Here is a 19,406-nt window from a genome sequence, read left to right as displayed (position 1 = left end):
GTAGCAGTCAATGGCATCTGGCCTGCGGTGTGATTTGGTTGTGGCGTGCAAGATAAATACTCAAGGTCATTCCCAACCGTTTCACCAAAAGGAGCAGCATGAACCGCACGCCGGAGTCCCCTCATCCTCAACTCAACCCGCCGGATTACTCGTGGGCCGAGCCGCAAGAGAGCGGCCACTCGCCCCTCAAGGCAGATGTGGCGGTGATCGGAGGGGGAGCGGGTGGCCTGACAGCTGCGTTGATGGCCGCCGTGACCAAAAAGCGGGTACTTCTGATTGAGCGCGAGCTCACTGGAGGCGAATGCACCTTCACAGGCTGCATTCCTTCAAAAGCGCTGCTGTCGATAGCCAAAACAGTTCACGCCGCTCGGCAAAGTGTCGCGCTGGGCTTGGCCGTCAGCGGTGAAGCCGACTGGATCAAAGTGCAAGCCGAAATCCGGCGGGTGATCAACAGTTTTGAAGACGTGGATTCGCCTGATTCGATTGAGCGGCGCGGCGTGCAAGTGGTGGCGGGTGAAGCCAAGTTCGTTTCACCGCATGTATTGGAAGTCCAGACCTCTACAGGCACACGCACAGTGATGGCTGAAAAATTTGTAGTGGCGACAGGTTCCGAGGTGATCGTTCCTGATTTGGAAGGGCTAAGCGGCGTGCCTTACTTGACCCACCAAACCATTTTCGACGTGGCCGAGCGGCCCCCGCACCTGCTGATTTTGGGTGGCGGGCCGATTGGCTGTGAGTTATCACAAGCGTTTGTGCGCCTCGGGAGCCGGGTGACGATCTTGCAGCGCGGCGAGCGTCTGATCAACAAAGACGAACCGGAAGCGTCTCAAGCTTTGCTGGATGTCTTGCGGCGTGACGGCGTGACGGTTCATCTCGGCGTGGATGTGGTGAGGGCTGAAGCACTGCCGAGCGGCGTGCGGCTTCATCTTGGGGATGGTCGCCATATTGACGGCTCACATCTGCTGCTGGCGGTGGGCAAAAAGCCGAGAGTGGAGAATCTGGGCCTAGAAGTGATCGGTGCGGCTTATGACGAGAAGGGGCTGAAAGTCAAGGCCGATATGCAGTCGGTAAGCTGCTCCTATGTTTGGGGAGCGGGCGACGTGGTGGGCGGGCCGATGTTTACGCACGGCGCAACCGAGCGCGGCACTTTGGCTGGACTCGGCTCGTTGGCGTGGTGGGGGAGAGCGGCAGCCACCTTCCGCGCTCCCGCCGCACGCGTGGAAGATATTCCTTGGGTGACTTACACCGAACCTGAAATTGCCCACTGGGGGCTGACTGAGGCCCAAGCGGTCAAGCAGTATGGCCGCCGTGTGCAGGTGGTGGATTATGATTTCAGCCATTTAGATCGGGCCGCCACCGAGCGGGAAAGCGGCTTCGTCAAGCTGGTAGTGCTCTCGGGCTTGCTGGGATCGCCGCTGGGCCTGACGGTGGTGGGCGCTCAGGTGGTCGGCAGCCGCGCTGGAGAACTGATTCAACTGCTCAGCTTGCCCAAGCGTTTGGGCTTTCACCCAGTCCGCTTGGCGCTGCTGCCCGTCTCGTATCCCACTTACGCCGAAGCGGTACGTCAAAGCTATTTGGGCTTGTTTACCACCGGACTGGCTTTTGGAAAGCGGCGTGCAGGTCGGGCGGAACAGGAGAGCGGCCAACAATCACCGCAGCCGCCACCCCTGCCCAAGGCGCTCGGGCCTGAGTGCTGATGACGGCACTTGACGCAGTGGTGATCGGTGCGGGCGCGGCAGGGTTGGCGGCGGCTTATGGTGTGCAGCGGCGGGGCCTGCGCTTTGTGTTACTGGAAGCGGGCCAAGCGGCGACGGGAGCTTGGCCCGCTTATTACGACAGCCTCAAGCTGTTCACGCCTGCTCGGCACTCGGCCTTGCCCGGATTGCCGTTTCCCGGCTCACCGCAGCGGTATCCGGGCCGCGACGAGATGAGCGCTTATCTGAAAGCTTACGCCGCTTATTTTGCTTTTCCGGTGGAACTTGGAGCAGATGTAGCGAAAGTGCAAAAGCGTGGCCGACTGTTCAATGTCATGGCGCGGGACGGCCAAGAATGGACAGCCCGCGCCGTGATTTGCGCCTCAGGCACTTTTCGGCGTCCCTATCAGCTCGGTCTGCCCAATATGCAGCAGTATAGGGGGCGTCTGCTGCACTCAGCCAAGTACACCGCGCCCCAGCCGTTCGCAGGACAGCGGGTCATCGTGGTGGGTGCAGGCAATTCTGCGGCCCAGATCGCTGCCGAGCTCGGCCAAGTGGCGCGGGTGACTTTGGCCGTGCGCCGCCCACCGCGCCTTTTTCCGCAGCGTCCCTTTGGCGTCGATCTCATTGATTGGCTGGCTCTCAGCGGGATTGAGCGCCTGCCGCTCGGCGCGTTCGGGCGGGTGCCGGACGCTCAGCCGGTGATCGCGGTGCCCCATTTGCGCTCCGCCCTGCAAAGGGGCAACCCTGATCTTCAGCCGATGTTTAAGGAGTTCACCTCCGACGGGGTACGCTGGAAAAATGGAGAGGTAGAGCCGGTGGACACGGTTATTTTTGCCACTGGCTACGCTTGGAACGGCGCTTACCTTCCGCCTGAAGCAGTTGATCCGCATGGTGAGCCCCGGCAGCGGCTGGGGGTGAGCACCATTTTGGCGGGCTTGTATTTCGCCGGTTTGCCCGGCCAGCGCAGCATTGCGTCCGGCACCATTCGGGCGGCTGGCCCCGACGCGGAGTACGTCGCCGCGCACCTGAGTCGATATCTGGAGGAAGACTGTGCCACCTATTCTGCGACGACCTAACCGTTTGACCACTGCTTTTTTAATCTTCGTGCTGAGTGGGCCGCTGGGCCTCGCCGCCCCACTGGACGACGCCCTCAACGCCTTGATGGGTGGCAAAGTAGACGCCACCGTGAATATGCTGAGAGACAACACTGACGCGCCCTCATTGGTGGTGTTGGCCCGCGCTTATGTGGGGCAGTCGCTGTTTGTGGGCAGCATGACCGCCAAGAAAAAATTGTACGAATTATCGGAAGCGGCGGGGCGGAGAGCGGTAACGGCTGATCCTAGAAACGCCGAGGCCAAAACGGAACTGGCCTACGCTCTGGGTTTACAACTTCAGGGCGCAGGGATCGTGGAGGCCACCCGCACAGGGCTGGAAGTCAAGCGCCTTTTCGACGATGCGGTGAAACTCGATCCCAACACGGCGCGGGCCTGGGTGGGTCTGGGCACCTGGAATGTGCAGGCGCTTTCGCTCGGTGGGCTGGTGCGTTTTGCCACCGGAGCCAGCGAGGCGGACATGCGTCAAGATCACCGCAAAGCCATCCAACTCCAACCCAACGAAGTGTTTTTTCGGCTGAGTTACGCCGATAGCTTGCTGCTGTTGGCCAAAAATGACAACCGCCGCGCCGCCGGTCTGAAACAAGAAGCGAGGAGCATTTTGCAAGCGGCCCTGAACCTCACGCCGGAGACGTATTGGCAGCGCTACGACCAGGAAGCAGTACGCCAGCGGCTCAAAGCGTTGGGCGGCAGCTAAGCTCCGCAAAGTCCTCTGCCGCTCTCCAATTCCCACCTTGCAGTAGGGAAGAGGCGATGAAGTCTTTTCACGGCGTGCAAAATCAGAAAAAGGGAAGCCGTAAAAGTGGCTTCCCTTTTTCCTCCTGAGCTTCGGCTCAGTCTGCGGCCTGCGAAGTCGCCCCCAACCGGTTCTGTGCCGGCACCACCAAAGACAGCAGGGTGGCGAGAGCGCTCAAAGCGGCCAACAGCCAGAAGGCCAATTTCAACCCGTCAATGAAGGGAGTCAGGGTGGCGGCAGGCAAATTGCTGCTCAGGCCGCTGAAGACTTTGAGCATCACGTCTCTGGGCACTTCGCTCACCACGATGCTGAGGGTAAAGATGATGGCGATGACGCCGCCCACGCTCATCAGCAAGCTGCGCACGCCAGCCGCCACGCCGCGCCGGTCAGGAGCCACGCTGCCCATGATCAAGCTGGAATTGGGTGAGTTAAAGAGGCCGTTGCCCACGCCTGCCAGCAGCATCAGAGCAGCGATCAGCCAGTACGGAGTGGTGAGGCTCAGCACTTCGGCGAGGCCTGCCAGCGCCAGCGTACCCAGCACCAAGCCCCATCGAATCAGAATGCGCGGATCCATTTTGTCGGCGAGGCGTCCGGCAATCGGCGAGGCCACCAGCAGTCCCACCGCCACTGGCCCCAGCATGATGCCTGCCAGCACGGCGTCAATGCCTTTTGCGCCCTGAAAGTAAAACACGAACAGGAAGGTCAGGGCCATCCGCGCCACGGCATTCAAAAAGACGGTGGCATTGTTGAGCGAGAAAGCGGCGTCTTTGAACAGGTGCAAGTCCAGCATCGGCGCTTTGACTTTGCCCTCGATGACCACGAACAGGGCCAGGGCTGCCAGGCCGACCAAAATGTACGGCAGCACGCCGCCCCACGACTGAATGCCGCCTTCCGAGAGGCCGATCATCAGCAGCGCGAAGCCCGCCGCGTAAGTGAGGTTGCCCCACACGTCGAAGCGGTCTTTGCGGTCTTGCTTGGTCGCCAGATCGCGCAAGGTAAAGGCCGCCCACAACGTGCCGATGATGCCCAGCGGCACGTTGAACCAAAAGACCCACTGCCAACCAAAAGCGGTCAGCGCTCCGCCGACAATCGGCCCCAGAATCGCGCCGACGGCCACCATCATCTGATTGGTGCCGATGGCAAAGCCGAGTTCTTCACGCGGAAAAGCGTCGGTGACGATGGCGCTGGAATTGGCGATCAGAAAAGCTCCGCCGACGCCTTGGAGGGCACGCAGCGCGATCAGCAGCGGCACATTTGAAGTAAAGCCCGCCAGCAGAGAAGTCAGGGTAAAGACCCCGAAGCCCAGTACGTACAGCTTTTTGCGCCCCATCATGTCCGACATTCGGCCCACGTTCAGCACAAACACCGTTTGGGTGACGTTGTAAGCCAGCAGAATCCAGATCAAATTGAGCAGCGTGGTGTGAAGGTCGCGCAGCAAGGTCGGCAGGGCAATAATCAGCGTGCCGGAGTTCATAGACGCCATCAATGCGCCGAGGCTGGTGACGCTCAGCGCCAGCCATTTATAGGAAAATTTGTCGTGCAACGTGGCTTTTTTGGCTTGATTGGGTTGGAGCTGACTCATGCGCGGGCCTCCGACGTGGTGGTTGCCGCGTTGGTCTCCGGCTGGCCCAGCAGGTGGCTTTCCAAACGCTCCAAGAGTGCTTGCATCTGGGCAGTGTCATCAGAGCTGAGCGGCGAGAACAGCTCGCGCAGGTGCGCGTGGAGCGCAGGCACGGCTTCTCGCATCAAATCTTCGCCTGGGGGGGTGATGCACACCTGCAAGCTGCGGCGGTCTTGCTCGCCGCGCTCACGGGTCAGCAGGCCTTCTTGCTCCAAGCGGTCGAGAATACCAGTCAGGTTGCCGGGGGTGACGCCCAGCCGCTCGGCCAGTTCGCTGGCGCTGAGTGGGGTGGACGCGCCAACTTGGCGCAACTGGCGCAGCACCCGGTACTGCGGCGCGGTGAGGCCCAGTGCGGTGACTTTGCCGGTCACGTTGCGGCTGAGAATGGTATAGACCCGGTCGAGCGTAACCCACAACTGCACTTCAGGCGGACGCGATAGGGGAGAGGGCAGCGAAGAAGAAGTCATACTAAGAGTATAAGCCTAAATCATATAGACTTAAAGTATCTGTGCGTCAAGCGGTAACAATTGAGCGGTGCGGAGCTGGTTCTTATTTGGGCTGTCTGGTTCCGGCGATGCCCGCCACGATAAAGCTGCTCAGCACGTCTGGGAGGTCGTCGGCGGCCACCCCGGCCGCGTCCTCAGTCTGCATGACGCGCTCGTAGGCCAGACTGGTCAGCAAGTTGAGAATAATCGGCAGCAAGTGGGGGCGGCGGCGCACGGCGGGCAACTCGTGCAAATTCAGCCGCGACTCGATGGCCTGCAAAAAGGTGCGGCGGCAGCGGCGAAACAGCGGCCCGCCGCCGCTATTGAGGAGCAAGAGGAGTTCGCGTTCTTGCAGCAGCAATCGGAAGAGCGCCGCATACGGCACCACGCCCGATTCCGGCAGCAGTGGCGAGAGGCGCTCGGGGAATTTTTCCAGCTTGGCTTCAAACAGCGACTCCAGCATCGCCTCGGTGGACGCAAAGTAACTGTAGATGGTGGGGCGCGAGACGTGCAATTCGGCGGCGATATCGGCCATGCCCACCGCTTCAAAACCGCGCTGAGTAAAGAGCGTCGCTGCAATGTCTAAAATTTGCTCACGGCGCGTCTGCGCGTTGAGACGGCGGGCCAACACAACGTCAGTCATAGGAAGGAGTTTAGCAAAAAACCTTAACATGGCGTCACTTGACAGATCGTCAGTAAATGCCCATACTCAGAACTTGTACTGAGTCTAATATTTTGGACTTGCCTTTTATCACTTTTCTCAACTCGCCGTTCTGCTCAAGGAGTGCCGCTTATGCCGCTCATCAACGATTACAAAATTTTAACACCCGCCGAGCGCAGCTTGTGGCGGCAGCCGATGATGTGGCTCTCGGCGGGGGCGATTGCCTTGGTGCCGCTGCTCTACGCCACCATCTATTTGGACAGTTCGCTCGATCCTTACGGCAATTTGTCTGAGTTGCCGGTGGCCTTGGTCAATGTGGACGCCGGAACTGCTGTGCGAGGTGAGCAGCGCAACATCGGGGCCGAGACGGTCAAGACCCTCAAAAAAGACCAGCGGTTCAATTACCTGAGCTATAGCAGTGTCGCCGATGCCGAAGACGCCGTGCAACGCGGCGAGGCTTACTTCGCGCTGAGCTTTCCCAAAGATTTTAGTCAAAAAGCCCTCGGCGCAGACAGTTCTCAGCACGGCCTGATCAATTTTTACATTTCGGAAGGCGGCAGCTATTTTGCCAGTCGGGTGGCCAAGACTTTTTCTGCCAGCCTCACCGACACCCTCAATGCCAAACTCGGCCAAAACCGCTGGAAGGCGGTGCAGACCTCGCTCGGTGAAGTGCAGCGCGGGTTTGCAGACATCCGCACGGCCACCGGCAAGCTGCAAAGCGGCGCGGCCAGCTTGGCAAGCGGCACCGCCTCGCTGAGCAGCGGGGCCGCCACCCTGCAAACTGGAGCGCGTCAGGCGTCGCAGGGCGCTCAGCAACTCACGGCAGGGGCCAAGACCCTTTCCGGCGGTGTGAGTAAGCTTACAGGTGGCAGCGGCCAGCTTTCCAGCGCCGTGCGGCAACTGGAAGAGGCTGCGCCGGGTCAAAAGGAACTCGCACCTCTTCAGCAAGGAGCCGCGAACCTCAGCGGCGCGGCGGGGCAACTCGCAGGCGGCCTGGGGCAGCTCAGCGGCGGCGCGGCGCAGCTCTCGGCGGGAGCCAGCTCAGCGGACGCGGGCGCGGCGCAACTGAGTAAGGGCAGCGGTCAACTCGCCGCGCAGTTGCCGCAGCTTCAGGGTGGTTTGGGGCAGCTCACGGCGGCGGCCAATCAGCTTTCAGCCGGAGCCAACACCGCCAATCAAGCCGCGCAGCAAGTTGCGGCGGGCAGTGGGCAACTCGCCCAGCAGCTTCCGGCGTTGGCGAGCGGTATCGTCTCGGCCCAGCAAGGCGCGGGGCAAGCCGGAGTGACTCCACTGGCCCAAGCGCTCGGCAAGCTCGGCGTGGGTGCGCAGCAAGCGGCGGGCGGAGCCAAGTCGCTCAGCGCTGGGGCCACACAACTCGCCGCAGGTACAGCTCAGTTGCAAAGCGGCAGCCAGACACTCGCCAGCAAACTTGGTGAAGCTGAGAAAGCCAGCAGCGCCGCCGTCAAGGGTGCGTCGCAGCTCAGCGTGGGCGCAGCCAAACTGCAAAGCGGCACGGCCAGCCTCAGCAGCGGCGCGGCAACCCTAGCCCAAAAAACCCAGCAAGCTGCCGAGGGAGCAGTGGCTCTCAGCGCGGGGGCCAGTAAGCTGCAAAGTGGCGTAGGACAACTTGTCGGCGGCAACCTCAAGCTGAAGGGTGCCCTCGATCAAATCACCGCCAAGTTACCTTCCCAAGCCGACCTCACCCAACTCAGCGGCGGTGCGGCGACGTTGGCCGAGAAAAGTGGTGAACTCGCTGCTGGCCTCAACACTCTGAGCAGTGGAGCGACCCAACTGAGAAGCGGAGCAGAGCAAGCCCGCAGCGGCGCGGCCCAACTCAGCAGCGGCCTGAGTACGCTTTACAGCAAGGTGCCTGCCAAGATAGAGCAGCTCGGCGGCGATCCGGCGGGCCTGAGCCAAAGCGTGCTGCCCGTCATCAAGACGTTTGCGCCGGTCAGCAACAACGGAACTGGATTCGCGCCTTACTTCATGGCGCTGAGCTTGTGGGTGGGCGTGACCCTGACCACTTTTATTTTCCCGTATCAGCAGCTTCCCCAAAGCGGGCGTGGCACCTCGCAGTTTGCCCGAATGCTGCGCAAGGCCAGTGTTCCGGCGCTGCTGGTGGTGGTCCAGGCCTTGCTGGTGGTGCTGGGCGTGCATCTGCTGGGCGTGAGTTACCTGCACCCCGCCGAAGTTGTCTTCACGGCGGTGGCCTCCAGCTTGACGTTCCTTGTAATCGTGCTGGCGCTGATCTTCTTGCTGGGCGCGGCGGGCCGCCTCATCGCCCTGATCTTGCTGGTGTTGCAGCTGGCGGCGTCGGGCGGCAGCTATCCGGTGGAACTCTCGCCGCGTTTCTTTCAGGTGATTCACGATTATGTGCCGGTTACGCAAAGCGTCAAGGCTTTTCGGCACGCCATTTCTGGGGCGTTTAAAGGCAGCTATCCAGTCTTTACGGCGGTGCTGTTGGGACTGGCGGTCTTGGGCATCTTGTTGGGCCTACTGGGGCGGCGCAGGTGGGAATTTGTGGCCGACAGCGATTTCAAGCCGTTGGTGTCATCACCGATTCGGGCCAACGACTGAGCCAAAGCTTGAGGGGGAGAGAGCTGCGGCTGCGCTTCAAAGTCACTTGGGTTTTTGGCAATCTCCGCAGTCTTGGTAGCGGCCACTTCCGACATCAGGCGTGCATGCTTGGCTGCTGAAAGTTATTTTTTAGGTTCATAGCCGATAAAAAATCTACCAACCGTTTTATACTTATTGACCATTGGATCTGCCCTCATCGTTTCACTCAAGCCTGGGGCGCTAAGATTGAGTGAAAATTCTTGGTCACTACCTTTAATGCGCCTATACGTTGTCCAATCACCCAAATCCATTCTCCAGTCCATAGAAATCTCAGTCGTGGATTCCAAAAGCGAGTCAAAAAGTGGGATCAATTCCTCTGGTTGTCTCATAGAAACGAAGCAGTGTTTTACATCACCTTCCTGTGATGGTGCAAGACTTGTAAAATAGCTGGGACATTTGATTGATTTGAATCCAGCGTCATCGATGAACATGCCATCCAATTTCTTGGAGAAGTTCGTTATCTCATTAATATATTCAGTCTTATTTTTTTTGACTGTTCTCATGTTTGAACCTCCAGCCTGAGTTTTGCATGATGAGATTAAAGTCAGTGACGCTGTAAATAGAATCAAAACAGCGCTTCTCACTTTTTATCCCCAGGATGGAACATACCCCAAATATCTTTTACTTGTCTTTCATCTAGCTGATCGAGTGTTCTCCTGTCTAACTGGACTTCATAGCTTTCACGCTCATATTGCTCGAGAGTAGGCTGATTAGAAAATCTACTGATAAATAAATGGAGTTCTGAAATAGCAGTTTGGATCATACTTAAATCTGTGACTGAAACAACAGCTAGTTCGACTCCTGCTTCCAATGTTCTTCTAATATCAATCTTTGTCAATTCCTTAAGTGTCTGTTCATTATTGGCACGGGGCGATTTATCCAAATTCATCTGCTCGGTCAAGTTGACACCTTCTTGGAGCATGTACAATTTGTCTTTTATGAGAAGATCACGGGCCTGTACTTCAAAATTACTGAGGGTCTTGGCACTCTCCGCCAATTTGAACAAGTGGTGCATGGCAGTGTTGAAGGCAATATTTTTTCAAAAGTCTTGGCTGCTGCGCATCCGTTCTGAAGTGTGGCCACTTCAGGCATCACGTCGGCATGGTTGGCGACTGAAAGTTATTTTTTGGGTTCATAGCCGATAAAGAATCTACCAATCGTTTTATACCTGTTGACAAGCGGGTCTTCTCTGATTGCTGCGCTTGAACCAGTGGGGGTTAGATTAATTGAAAATTTTTGCTCGCTTCCTTTTATCTGCCTAAATGTGGCCCATTCTCCAATATCGAATCTCCAGCCCATAGAAATTTCACTTGCAGGATTGAGCAAGAAATTAAGAAGTGGGATGAGTTTCTCAGATTCTTGCATCGAAACAAAACAGTGTTTTACGTCTTCTTTTTTTTAGAGGAAACAGGCCCATAAGGTACTTTGGGCAATTTATCTGCTCAAATCCTGCTTCTTCTAAAAAAATCCCATCTAATTTAATAGAGAAGTCTTTTATCTCTGCTATATAATCTGCTTTGTTTTTTTGTATATCACTCATGGTGGACACTCTAACTTTCATTTTGCATGAAGAAACTGAAAACAAACTTAGAGCGACAAAGCATAATATAGAGCTTCTCATTCTGATCCGGTAGGGTGAAGCAATGACCAAACTTCTCGCAAACGGCTTTCTATAAACTGATCCCTCACTCTTCTATCCAGCTGGACTTCATAGCCTTCACCGTCTTCGCGCTCGTATTGATCTAGAGTTGGCTCGTTGGAAAATTGTCGGATGAAAGTGTTGATCTCTGCAGCCTTATCTCCCAATCGCGTTCCCACACCTGAAATGCCGTAAACAGCGAACTCGACAGCCGAAGCTCTGACTGGGGTGATCCCTGCCAAGTCCTCAAGCGCCTGCTCAGCATTGGCACGGGGCGATTTATCCAAGTTCATCTGCTCGGCCAAATTGACGTCTTCTTGGAGCATATCCAATTTGTCTCTTTTAAGAAGATCACGGGCCTGTGCTTTAAGCTGGTAAGAAAAATCATTTCACGTCGTCATGTGGAATGAAATATTTTCCTACCGTTTTGTGCTGGTTTACTTTGGGATCATTTCGCATATCCACATTTATGCCCGGTGCGGTTAATGACATGGCGAAAGATTGCTGTCCCTTTTTAACCACCCTATACGTGACCCATGTGCCAAGATCCATTCTCCAGCCCATCTGTACGTCGGTAAATTTCTCAAATCGCTCTAATAATAAAGGAATGATCGCTTCAGGTTCTAATTCACTAATGAAACAGCCTCTAATGTCTCTACTATCATTCATATCGAGTAAATAGCTAGGGCATTGTATTGGCTTAAATGATAACTCTTCTCCAATGATTACATTTAGACGAATCCTTACTGCCTTCATCGAATTATTATCTTCGGGAGACACGTTTTGCGAGACTTTCTCATCAGCTCCTTTCGTATTATTTGTGACAATATAGAGAGAACCTGCTAGAAAGGCGGTCGAGAAGATTATCAATGTTTTCATTTTTCATTTTCTTGATGAAATAAACTCCATATCTGAGCGGAAAAGAATAATGGAGATTCATTTATTATCGTCATAACTAATGAAACATCTTGCAATCGTCTTGTAATTTTTGAGTTGAGGATCTTCCCGCGTCTTTTTTGTCATGCCTGAAGCGGTAAGCGAAAATGAGAATTTCTGCCCGTTATCTTTTGTACTGCGAAAAGTTGTCCAAATGCCAACGTCCATTCTCCATCCCATATCAACATTAGCAAATTTTTCAAGTTCTTGTGAGAGAAGAGGTATAAGAGCTTCTGGTTCTAAACTAGAAACAAAGCAGTGAATGATGTCATTTTTTTCAATTAAATCACTATAATATTTTGGGCAAGAGATAGATTTGAAATTCGCTATATTCAGAGCAGTTTCATCCAGCTTCTTCGCTGTTTGTTTCATTTCTTCTAGAGTAGAAGGCTTGTTCACATTCATCACCCCTTTGCTGGAGTCCTCTGCTTTAACCTCACATGAAATTAGACTGTAGAAGAGTATGAGAAACAAAGGAGCAATCTTAAAGTTCATTTGGGGCCTTGTGGATGAAAAAGATCCCAAATACTATCTAACCTGTCCTTCATTTCTAAACAAACTCTACTGTCCATTTGAACTTCATATCCTTCGCCGTCTTTGCGCTCGTATTGATCTAAAGTCGGCTCAGTTGAGAATTGGAGGATGAAAGATGTGATTTCGTTTGAAGTCCCTACCTCCAAGTTTGGCCCAACGACTGGAACGCCCATCAGGAGACTCTGAGCAATTACCGCTTTTTTTGGCGTAATCCCTGCCAAGTCTTTAAGCGCCTGCTCAGCATTGGCACGGGGCGATTTATCCAAGCTCATCTGCTCGGCCAATTTGTCTTTTTTGAGAAGATCACGGGCCTGTGCTTCAAAATCACTGAGGGTATGGTTGGCGACTGAAAGTTATTTTTTAGGTTCATAGCCGATAAAAAATCTACCAACCGTTTTATACTTATTGACCATTGGATCTGCCCTCATCGTTTCACTCAAGCCTGGGGCGCTAAGATTGAGTGAAAATTCTTGGTCACTACCTTTAATGCGCCTATACGTTGTCCAATCACCCAAATCCATTCTCCAGTCCATAGAAATCTCAGTCGTGGATTCCAAAAGCGAGTCAAAAAGTGGGATCAATTCCTCTGGTTGTCTCATAGAAACGAAGCAGTGTTTTACATCACCTTCCTGTGATGGTGCAAGACTTGTAAAATAGCTGGGACATTTGATTGATTTGAATCCAGCGTCATCGATGAACATGCCATCCAATTTCTTGGAGAAGTTCGTTATCTCATTAATATATTCAGTCTTATTTTTTTTGACTGTTCTCATGTTTGAACCTCCAGCCTGAGTTTTGCATGATGAGATTAAAGTCAGTGACGCTGTAAATAGAATCAAAACAGCGCTTCTCACTTTTTATCCCCAGGATGGAACATACCCCAAACATCTTTTACTCGTCTTTCATCTAGCTGATCGAGTGTTCTCCTGTCCAACTGGACTTCATAGCCTTCACCGTCTTCGCGCTCGTATTGATCTAGAGTTGGCTCGTTGGAAAATTGTCGGATGAAAGTGTTGATCTCTGCAGCCTTATCTCCCAATCGCGTCCCCACACCTGGAATGCCGTAAACAGCGAACTCGACAGCCGAAACTCTGACTGGCGTAATCCCTGCCAAGTCCTTAAGCGCCTTTTCAGCATTGGCACGGGGCGATTTGTCCAAGTTCATCTGCTCGGCCAAGTTGACGTCTTCTTGGAGCATATCCAATTTGTCCTTTTTGAGAAGATCACGGGCCTGTGCTTCAAAATCAATGAGGGTCTTGGCACTCTCCGCCAATTTGAACAAGTGGTGCATGGCCGTGTTGAAGGCAATATTTTTTTCAAAGGTCTTGGCGGCTGCGCCTCCGTTCTGGAGTGCGGCCACTTCAGGCATCACGCGGGCGCGGGCGGCTTCCGCTTTGATGCGGGGATCAGTCTGATCGCGCTTGGTATTGACACTTTCAATCAGCCCATTGACCCACGCAGGATATTTGTCTCTAGGATGGAGATCGGTGCTGCCCAAACTGGCCGCAACTGAGCTGGGGTTCTCGTTTTGGGTAGGCCCCTCGGGTTGGGTGTTGTAGTTGCCCGCAAAAATAGCCCCAACATCTTCGGTGGGCATCATTAGCGGTTTGCCGCCCTTGTCCAACATTGGCTTGCCATTTTTCAGCAGCGGATGCGACAGGGTGTTTTCGTCTTGAATGCCGTACTGCAGCAGCACTTGGCGCTTGGGATCGATTGGCCCCGTTTGCTGAGGGCTGAGTCCATGCATGTAAGTAGAAAGAATCGGAATGACATGGCCTTTGGTGGCCGCACCCATAGTGAAGAGGGGAAATTTCGTTGACAACTGGCTCGCTGCAAATTTACTCACCCCGCCCATTGACGGATCGAGATTTTTTCTGGCGAATTCCTCCGAAGCGGGCATGTTGGTCATTGCCCCCTGACTGCCTTGTGGGCGGCTGACTCGGTCAAAATAGTTGATGCTGCCGGGCAAACTGGCTTCGCCGGACATCGGTACCGTGTCGCCTTCGACGCGGTAATGTCTGGCGTTGATGGCCTTTTCGGGGTGTGCGGCGTTGTAAGCCTTAACCTTATCGGCATCTTCCTGCGGGATATTGGCGGCCTGAAACGTAACCACTCCGGCGGTGAGTTGCGGATACCGTGCGGCGGCTTCCTGCGCCAACGCGCCGCCCAGCGAGTGACCCACAAAGGTAATTTTTTGTCCACTGGCGGCAGCTTGCTTGATCACTCGGTCAATCCAAGCTTGATTGGCCTTAAATTGATTGACGCCCGGTTGCTTTTTGGCAAAGTCGCCGATCAGCGTATCAATTGCGCCCTCGCTTCCGTCGTTGGGATCAAATGAAATGCCCTCGGTGCCGCGAAAAGCCACCACGATAGGCTGACTTTTGGCTTTCTTGGGATCGGGCGTAAAAATCCGCATTTGCAGGCCCCATGCGCCGTTGAGCGATTCACCGGCTTTGTAGCCAAAAGCCGCTAAAACTTCGCCGGGCTTGCCGCCGCGCCTCTCGTCGTCTTTGGCCTTGTCATTCATGGTGGCCGCCGATTCATTGGAGTAACTCATCCCCACCGCGATATTTTCTAAAAAGGTGTCGCGGGTGATGCGCTGCTGATCGAGCGGAACCGGCAAAATATTCAGGATCTTGGCGCGGGCTTGGGTATCGCGCACGCGCTCGCCCAACACGGCATAAATGGATTTGCCGTTCTGCGTTTTAAAGGCGTCCAAAGTGGCCTGCAAAGTGCCTGTTTTCTGTGCGGCGACCAGCACCAGTCGGATGCGGTTGTTGAGTTCGTCTCCGGCAATGACCGGCATGGTGTAGTTTTTGATTTTGTCGCTCTTGCCTTTCTGAGGAGCGGCCAAAGCTCGGGTCGTTCCCATCGCGACATTTGCGAGTAGGGGTCTTCCCATCGTCTCACCTCCCGCCACATCTGCAACGGCGGAAGCCAGTTTGCTGATGAACTGGGTTTCTTCGCCCGCCGTCAGTTTGGTCAGCAGGGCCGCTCGATCTTTGGGGCCACCGCCCAGCACGGGGGGTTTAGGAATCTGGATCGCCGGCTTGGCAGTGGGGATCTTCTGAGGGAGCGCAGCAGCTTGACCCGTTCCACTTTTTTGCGGCTGGCTCGGCGGCTTGGGCTTGATGAGGGGAAGCGCCTTGTTTTTGTCGGGGACATTGAGCGCTCCACTGGGGCGTTTCTCCTGTTCGTATACGCTCATCTCCACTCTCCTGCGGACTTGGCCGCACGCTTTACGGCACCGAGGGGCGGCACACCAACAACCTCAACCACGTGTCAGCAGTTTACACCGCTTTTGTCTGCGCTGAGTCTGGGCAGGTAGCGCTCGCCTCCGGACGCCTTCGAGAATGGGTAGGGCTTGTGGTCTCACGGGTTTGTGAGCGCAGGGGCAAGGCGTTACCATCTCCACATGCCCACGCGTTTGCCGCGCTCCATCAACGAACTCAGCCACGAATTTGCCCTCGAACTCAGCGGTCAATTGGTGGCTGGAGAACTCAGGCCGCTGCCGCTCAAGTTGCCGGATTTGCGCGGTACGCCGTGTCAAGCTGTTTTTGAAGTGTTCAGCTTGAGTGCCGAAGAGCGCCTGATTCTCTTTTTGGCCGCCACCACGCAGCTCAATACCGGACTGATGCTGCAAACCTGCGCGGCGGAACTCGAACTTTCCGGCAGTGACAAAACGCTCAGCGCTTTTTTGTGCCCATACGTGATTCAGCAGTGGTTCGGCCCCCTCGATCCGGCCGTATTTGCGGCGAGTTCCCCCTTACGCCAAATGAACTTGCTGGAATTGCACCCGACCCATTTCGGCAACGGCAGCGGCAGTGACTTGCTGTCTGAAATCAGAATCGCGCCGGGCGCTTTGGCGTTCATGCAGGGCGGCAAGGCGCTGTCCAGTGAGTTGAGCCCGCTGCTGACGCCGCTGGGGAGCTGGGCTTGGCTGGGGCACTCGCAGCAGGCCGCGCTCGCGGAGTTGAGCGAGGTGATGCAGCTCAGCGGCCCCGATGACCTTGTTCCGGTCATCAATATCTACAGCGCTTCACCGGCTGCCGCGCTGGAAGTCGCGCAGATGTACAGCGCCCCAATTTCGGGGATGCCAGATTCGGCGGTTTCAGATTCGGGGGCGGGCGGCTGGCTGCTGGATTTTGGCCAAGTCGAGCGCCGTGTGCAGCAGGGCAAGTGGAGCGTCGAGGCGCTGCTGGGACTGCTGCAACGCGATTTTACGTATCTCGGCGCGACGTTGGTTATACGCTTAGAAGAGCAGGGTGATCTCAATGAAGCGGCCTCCTCGCCGCTCACGGCGCAGGGATGGTCGCCGCTGGCTTTCGCGCAGGCGCTGTGCGGCTCGCTTCAAACGCCGCTGATCCTGCTCTCGCGCGATCCTTTGGTGTTTGAGTCGCCCCGTGACCTCTATGCCGTCGCCGCTGAGCGGCCCACCCCTGAAGAGCAAGTCGAATTTTGGAGCGACGCGCTGGGCCTCGGTGCCCTGACCCAGCGGCAATCGGAGGTGGCTGCCGAATTCCGCCATCTCACCACCCAGTTTTCGCTGAGCAGCCAAACCATCGCCACCGTGGCCCGCGACGCTCAGCGCCACCTGCAGCAGCGTGGCGTGGCCGACTCAGACGACTTGGAGCTGCTCGCTGAAGTGTGGGAGGCCTGCAAGCGTCAAGGCCGCAAGGCTTTTCAGGGCATCGCTGAGCAAGTTCCCACTGGAGCCGATTGGGAAAGCCTCATTTTGCCGCCCGAAGACCTCCTGACCCTGCGCGATATCGTGACGCAGGTGCAGCATCGCCACGAGGTCTACCGCGCTTGGGGTTACACCAGCGCCGAGCGCGGCCTCGGTATCACGGCGCTGTTTAGCGGCACCAGCGGCGGCGGCAAGACCTACGCGGCGGAAGTGCTGGCCACTGCCCTCAACCTCGATTTGTACCGGATCGACCTGTCGAGCGTGAGCAGCAAATGGATTGGCGAAACCGAAAAGAACCTCAAGAAAGTCTTTGACGCCGCTGACGAGGGCGGGGCTATTTTGCTGTTTGACGAAGCCGACAGCGTCTTTGGTAAGCGCGGCGAAGCCCAGAGCAGCAATGACCGCTACGCCAATCTGACCACCAATTACTTGCTCCAGCGCATGGAATCTTACCGGGGCTTAGCAATTCTCACCACCAATTACGAAGGCAACATCGACTCGGCGTTTATGCGCCGGATCCGTTTCACGGTGCGCTTCCGTGAGCCGGATGAAGCGTTGCGCCTGCAACTCTGGCAGCGGGCCTTTCCAGCGGGAGTGGAAGTGTCGGCCCTCGACTACAAAGCCCTGGCCCGTCCCAAGCTGACCGGAGCCAATGTCAAGTCCATTGCCCTGAACGCCAGCTTTCTGGCCCGTGCCCGTGGTGAAGCCGTGACCACCACGCTCATCGAAGAAGCCATCAGCCGTGAGTTGCGCCGTCAAGGGCGGTTGGTGTTCAGTCAGTAACCGGCTCGTTCAGCGCTGCTGAGTGTTGGTCAGTGCCCGCTTGGTGTGGCCTGCCACTGCCTGCAACCGCTCCCGCGCTGCCTGAGCGTCCAGCCCCGTTTTGAGCATCACGATGGCCGTTTTGACGTGCATGGCCGAAGCATTCAGGGCGCTCAAAGCTTCAGACTCGCTCACGCCGGTGGCGTGCTGGGTGAGGCGCACGGCGCGGCGGCGCAGCTTGGCGTTGGTGGACATCAGATCGACCATCAAATTGCCGTAGACCTTGCCCAGCCGCACCATCAAGCTGCTGGAAAAGGTATTGAGGGCGATTTTCTGGGCGGTTCCGGCTTTGAGGCGGGTGCTGCCGCTGATGACTTCCGGGCCGGTGTCCAATTCAATCGGGGCGTCTACTGCACGGGCCAGTGGGCTGCCGGGGTTGTTGGTCACGCCGATGCTGAGCGCTCCGGCACTGCGGGCCGCCCGCACGCAGGTCAGGACATACGGAGTGGTACCGCTGGCTGCCAGCGCGATCAGCACATCATTGGGGCTGAGCTGCGCCGCCTGCATATCCGCTTCGGCCAGCGCCTCGTCGTCTTCCGCGCCCTCTGCGGCCCTGAACATGGCCCTCTCGCCGCCCGCGATCAGCGTCACCAACCGCTCCGGCGGCCAAGAGAAGGTCGGCAGCAGTTCCACGCCGTCCAGCACGCCCAGCCGTCCCGAAGTGCCCGCGCCCACGTAAACCAAGCGCCCGCTGCCCGCCTGCAATCTGGCATACGCGAGGTCAACCGCTCGCGTGAGCTGCTCAGCGGCTTTTTGCACCGCCTGTGCGGCCCGCGCCTGGTCAACGCTAAACGCCGCGACAAGTTGCTCGGTGCTGTACTCGTCGAGCTGGGCGTGTTGCTGGCTAGGCTGTTCGGTGCTGAGTTGCTCGGTGCGCTGTTGCTCGGAGCTGAACAGACCGGTATCGGGAAGCGGCGTCATGGCTGAACTCCTTGCGAAGAGGGAGCAAAAAACCCCAGCGAGCGGGCCAGCGCCGGGCCGCCCAACAGAGGAGAGACGCTGGGCACGAGCTGAAGTTGAGCGCCGAGTTGCTTGACAAAAGCCCGTTTGACCAGCGGATTGAAGGCCCCACCCGCCGCCGCGACCTGATCGTTGCCGACCTGCCTAGTGACGACCCTGCCCAGCCGTGCCAATTCCTCTCCAGCTCGGTTCTCAATGGTTTGGGCCTCGGGATCATTGTCCAAGGCTGCCGCGTACACGGCGGGCGCGAGGCGGGCGACGGCGGCGCGGCCTCCCGCGTAGACATAAGCGCGGATGTCGGGCCAGTGCCAGCTGCCGATGACCCCGTACAGGGCCGCCGCCAACCGACCTTCTGGCTGCCCTTCATCGGCTTGGCGTAGCGCCACCTTAAGTCCTTGCCGCCCTTGCCAAAACGCTCCCCCCGCGTCATCAATCAAAAAGCCGTGCCCACCCGCCCGAATGACGTCTTCCCGCGCTGTGCGGTGGTACGCCATGCTGCCGGTTCCAGCATAAACCAGCGTGCCGGAGCCGGCAGCAAAGTGCGCCGAGTAAGCCAGGTGAAGATCATCGGTGACGTAAACGGCGGCAGGCGGCAGGCCAAACGTTCGGCTGAGCAGCTCAGCAATCATTGGGGCGTACTCAGCCTGCAAACCCGTCACTCCAGCGACGAGAGCAGCGGGCCGACCTTGAACCTCGGCGCGAATACTCGCCAGTCCCTCGGCCATCTGCTGCCGCGCTTCCGGCGTGTAGAGGTGACCGGAAAGGGGGACGGCTTTGCCCTCGGCCAAGTACTCTTCGCCTGCGTAGAGCGCCCATTTGCTGCTGCTGGCCCCCAGGTCAAGGCTGAGCAGTGTCGGGGGGCCACTCACGCGGCGGCCTGCTTTGAAGTTAGATTCGACA

20 protein-coding genes are annotated in these 19,406 nt (G+C 56.8%); 5 read left to right on the top strand and 15 right to left on the bottom strand.

Annotated features, from left to right (window positions below; all coding sequences use genetic code 11):
* The first annotated feature begins 98 nt into the window (after window positions 1-98).
* Genes EHF33_RS16400 through EHF33_RS16390 form a run of 3 tightly spaced genes read left to right on the top strand, consistent with a single transcriptional unit; the run spans window position 99 to window position 3,506 of the window.
* Window positions 99-1,697 (top strand): dihydrolipoyl dehydrogenase family protein, encoded by a 1,599-nt coding sequence (locus tag EHF33_RS16400; RefSeq protein ID WP_124874186.1) that lies wholly within the window; start codon window positions 99-101, stop codon window positions 1,695-1,697.
* Window positions 1,697-2,773 (top strand): flavin-containing monooxygenase, encoded by a 1,077-nt coding sequence (locus tag EHF33_RS16395; protein WP_124874184.1) that lies wholly within the window; start codon window positions 1,697-1,699, stop codon window positions 2,771-2,773. The genes EHF33_RS16400 and EHF33_RS16395 overlap by 1 nt, the downstream gene beginning before the upstream one ends.
* The gene (locus EHF33_RS16390) at window positions 2,748-3,506 is read left to right on the top strand and encodes a hypothetical protein (RefSeq protein WP_124874182.1); all 759 of its coding nucleotides are present in this window, start codon (window positions 2,748-2,750) and stop codon (window positions 3,504-3,506) included. Before EHF33_RS16395 ends, EHF33_RS16390 begins: the two co-directional genes overlap by 26 nt.
* 136 nt (window positions 3,507-3,642) lie before the next feature.
* Here EHF33_RS16390 and EHF33_RS16385 read toward each other — a convergent pair whose 3' ends face one another.
* The 3 genes from EHF33_RS16385 to EHF33_RS16375 all read right to left on the bottom strand — a co-directional run bounded on the left by EHF33_RS16385 (window position 3,643) and on the right by EHF33_RS16375 (window position 6,294).
* The gene (locus EHF33_RS16385; RefSeq protein WP_124874180.1) at window positions 3,643-5,127 is read right to left on the bottom strand and encodes an MFS transporter; all 1,485 of its coding nucleotides are present in this window, start codon (window positions 5,125-5,127) and stop codon (window positions 3,643-3,645) included.
* Window positions 5,124-5,633: a MarR family winged helix-turn-helix transcriptional regulator gene (locus tag EHF33_RS16380; protein WP_124874178.1), complete on the bottom strand. Its 510-nt coding sequence runs from the start codon at window positions 5,631-5,633 to the stop codon at window positions 5,124-5,126. Before EHF33_RS16380 ends, EHF33_RS16385 begins: the two co-directional genes overlap by 4 nt.
* A gap of 82 nt (window positions 5,634-5,715) precedes the next feature.
* Window positions 5,716-6,294, bottom strand: coding sequence for a TetR/AcrR family transcriptional regulator (locus tag EHF33_RS16375; protein ID WP_124874176.1), 579 nt, complete (start codon window positions 6,292-6,294; stop codon window positions 5,716-5,718).
* Between the two features lie 150 nt (window positions 6,295-6,444).
* On the opposite strand from EHF33_RS16375, the gene EHF33_RS16370 reads away from it, so the two are divergent.
* A complete protein-coding gene (locus EHF33_RS16370) occupies window positions 6,445-8,889 on the top strand; it encodes a YhgE/Pip domain-containing protein (protein ID WP_124874174.1) in 2,445 nt (814 codons plus the stop codon).
* A gap of 122 nt (window positions 8,890-9,011) precedes the next feature.
* Here the strand turns inward: EHF33_RS16370 and EHF33_RS16365 are convergent, their stop codons facing one another.
* The 10 genes from EHF33_RS16365 to EHF33_RS16320 all read right to left on the bottom strand — a co-directional run bounded on the left by EHF33_RS16365 (window position 9,012) and on the right by EHF33_RS16320 (window position 15,245).
* Window positions 9,012-9,431 (bottom strand): hypothetical protein, encoded by a 420-nt coding sequence (locus EHF33_RS16365; RefSeq protein WP_124874158.1) that lies wholly within the window; start codon window positions 9,429-9,431, stop codon window positions 9,012-9,014.
* 77 nt (window positions 9,432-9,508) lie between these two features.
* On the bottom strand, window positions 9,509-9,829 hold the full coding sequence (locus tag EHF33_RS16360) for a hypothetical protein (RefSeq protein WP_124874172.1): 321 nt from the start codon (window positions 9,827-9,829) through the stop codon (window positions 9,509-9,511).
* A 218-nt stretch (window positions 9,830-10,047) separates the two neighbouring features.
* The gene (locus tag EHF33_RS16355) at window positions 10,048-10,293 is read right to left on the bottom strand and encodes a hypothetical protein (RefSeq protein ID WP_124874170.1); all 246 of its coding nucleotides are present in this window, start codon (window positions 10,291-10,293) and stop codon (window positions 10,048-10,050) included.
* Window positions 10,280-10,468 carry a hypothetical protein gene (locus EHF33_RS16350; protein WP_124874168.1) on the bottom strand — a complete coding sequence of 63 codons (189 nt, stop codon included), beginning with the start codon at window positions 10,466-10,468 and terminating at the stop codon, window positions 10,280-10,282. Before EHF33_RS16350 ends, EHF33_RS16355 begins: the two co-directional genes overlap by 14 nt.
* A gap of 77 nt (window positions 10,469-10,545) precedes the next feature.
* On the bottom strand, window positions 10,546-10,893 hold the full coding sequence (locus tag EHF33_RS16345; protein ID WP_124874166.1) for a hypothetical protein: 348 nt from the start codon (window positions 10,891-10,893) through the stop codon (window positions 10,546-10,548).
* Window positions 10,894-10,951: 58 nt separating this feature from the next.
* Complete coding sequence (locus tag EHF33_RS16340; RefSeq protein WP_164473582.1) at window positions 10,952-11,347, bottom strand: hypothetical protein; 396 nt, start codon at window positions 11,345-11,347, stop codon at window positions 10,952-10,954.
* A gap of 156 nt (window positions 11,348-11,503) precedes the next feature.
* On the bottom strand, window positions 11,504-11,902 hold the full coding sequence (locus EHF33_RS16335; RefSeq protein WP_124874162.1) for a hypothetical protein: 399 nt from the start codon (window positions 11,900-11,902) through the stop codon (window positions 11,504-11,506).
* A gap of 92 nt (window positions 11,903-11,994) precedes the next feature.
* Window positions 11,995-12,303: a hypothetical protein gene (locus tag EHF33_RS16330; RefSeq protein ID WP_124874160.1), complete on the bottom strand. Its 309-nt coding sequence runs from the start codon at window positions 12,301-12,303 to the stop codon at window positions 11,995-11,997.
* 87 nt (window positions 12,304-12,390) lie between these two features.
* Entirely contained in the window at window positions 12,391-12,810 is a 420-nt protein-coding gene (locus EHF33_RS16325) for a hypothetical protein (RefSeq protein ID WP_124874158.1), read from the bottom strand.
* A 77-nt stretch (window positions 12,811-12,887) separates the two neighbouring features.
* Window positions 12,888-15,245, bottom strand: coding sequence for an alpha/beta fold hydrolase (locus tag EHF33_RS16320; RefSeq protein WP_124874156.1), 2,358 nt, complete (start codon window positions 15,243-15,245; stop codon window positions 12,888-12,890).
* Window positions 15,246-15,452: 207 nt separating this feature from the next.
* Between EHF33_RS16320 and EHF33_RS16315 the strand changes: the two genes are divergently transcribed.
* Window positions 15,453-17,507: an ATP-binding protein gene (locus EHF33_RS16315; RefSeq protein WP_124874154.1), complete on the top strand. Its 2,055-nt coding sequence runs from the start codon at window positions 15,453-15,455 to the stop codon at window positions 17,505-17,507.
* A 9-nt stretch (window positions 17,508-17,516) separates the two neighbouring features.
* Here EHF33_RS16315 and murQ read toward each other — a convergent pair whose 3' ends face one another.
* Both murQ and EHF33_RS16305 read right to left on the bottom strand, forming a co-directional pair.
* Entirely contained in the window at window positions 17,517-18,467 is a 951-nt protein-coding gene (gene murQ / locus EHF33_RS16310; protein WP_124874152.1) for an N-acetylmuramic acid 6-phosphate etherase, read from the bottom strand.
* Entirely contained in the window at window positions 18,464-19,375 is a 912-nt protein-coding gene (locus EHF33_RS16305; RefSeq protein WP_164473581.1) for an N-acetylglucosamine kinase, read from the bottom strand. Before EHF33_RS16305 ends, murQ begins: the two co-directional genes overlap by 4 nt.
* Window positions 19,376-19,406 lie beyond the last annotated feature (31 nt).

The sequence above is a fragment of the Deinococcus psychrotolerans genome (assembly GCF_003860465.1).
In the GTDB taxonomy this organism is placed as follows: domain Bacteria; phylum Deinococcota; class Deinococci; order Deinococcales; family Deinococcaceae; genus Deinococcus; species Deinococcus psychrotolerans.
Note: the sequence above shows the minus strand (reverse complement) of the source record. Positions and strands in the feature narration are given on the sequence as shown.

What these genes read in the sequence shown, in the direction of transcription:
- EHF33_RS16400 (WP_124874186.1), top strand. Translation starts at nt 99, where the DNA reads ATGAACCGCACGCCGGAGTCCCCTCATCCTCAACTCAACCCGCCGGAT.
- EHF33_RS16395 (WP_124874184.1), top strand. Translation starts at nt 1,697, where the DNA reads ATGACGGCACTTGACGCAGTGGTGATCGGTGCGGGCGCGGCAGGGTTG.
- EHF33_RS16385 (WP_124874180.1), bottom strand. Translation starts at nt 5,127, where the DNA reads ATGAGTCAGCTCCAACCCAATCAAGCCAAAAAAGCCACGTTGCACGAC.
- EHF33_RS16380 (WP_124874178.1), bottom strand. Translation starts at nt 5,633, where the DNA reads ATGACTTCTTCTTCGCTGCCCTCTCCCCTATCGCGTCCGCCTGAAGTG.
- EHF33_RS16375 (WP_124874176.1), bottom strand. Translation starts at nt 6,294, where the DNA reads ATGACTGACGTTGTGTTGGCCCGCCGTCTCAACGCGCAGACGCGCCGT.
- EHF33_RS16370 (WP_124874174.1), top strand. Translation starts at nt 6,445, where the DNA reads ATGCCGCTCATCAACGATTACAAAATTTTAACACCCGCCGAGCGCAGC.
- EHF33_RS16365 (WP_124874158.1), bottom strand. Translation starts at nt 9,431, where the DNA reads ATGAGAACAGTCAAAAAAAATAAGACTGAATATATTAATGAGATAACG.
- EHF33_RS16355 (WP_124874170.1), bottom strand. Translation starts at nt 10,293, where the DNA reads ATGCAAGAATCTGAGAAACTCATCCCACTTCTTAATTTCTTGCTCAAT.
- EHF33_RS16350 (WP_124874168.1), bottom strand. Translation starts at nt 10,468, where the DNA reads ATGAGTGATATACAAAAAAACAAAGCAGATTATATAGCAGAGATAAAA.
- EHF33_RS16345 (WP_124874166.1), bottom strand. Translation starts at nt 10,893, where the DNA reads ATGCTCCAAGAAGACGTCAATTTGGCCGAGCAGATGAACTTGGATAAA.
- EHF33_RS16325 (WP_124874158.1), bottom strand. Translation starts at nt 12,810, where the DNA reads ATGAGAACAGTCAAAAAAAATAAGACTGAATATATTAATGAGATAACG.
- EHF33_RS16320 (WP_124874156.1), bottom strand. Translation starts at nt 15,245, where the DNA reads ATGAGCGTATACGAACAGGAGAAACGCCCCAGTGGAGCGCTCAATGTC.
- EHF33_RS16315 (WP_124874154.1), top strand. Translation starts at nt 15,453, where the DNA reads ATGCCCACGCGTTTGCCGCGCTCCATCAACGAACTCAGCCACGAATTT.
- murQ (WP_124874152.1), bottom strand. Translation starts at nt 18,467, where the DNA reads ATGACGCCGCTTCCCGATACCGGTCTGTTCAGCTCCGAGCAACAGCGC.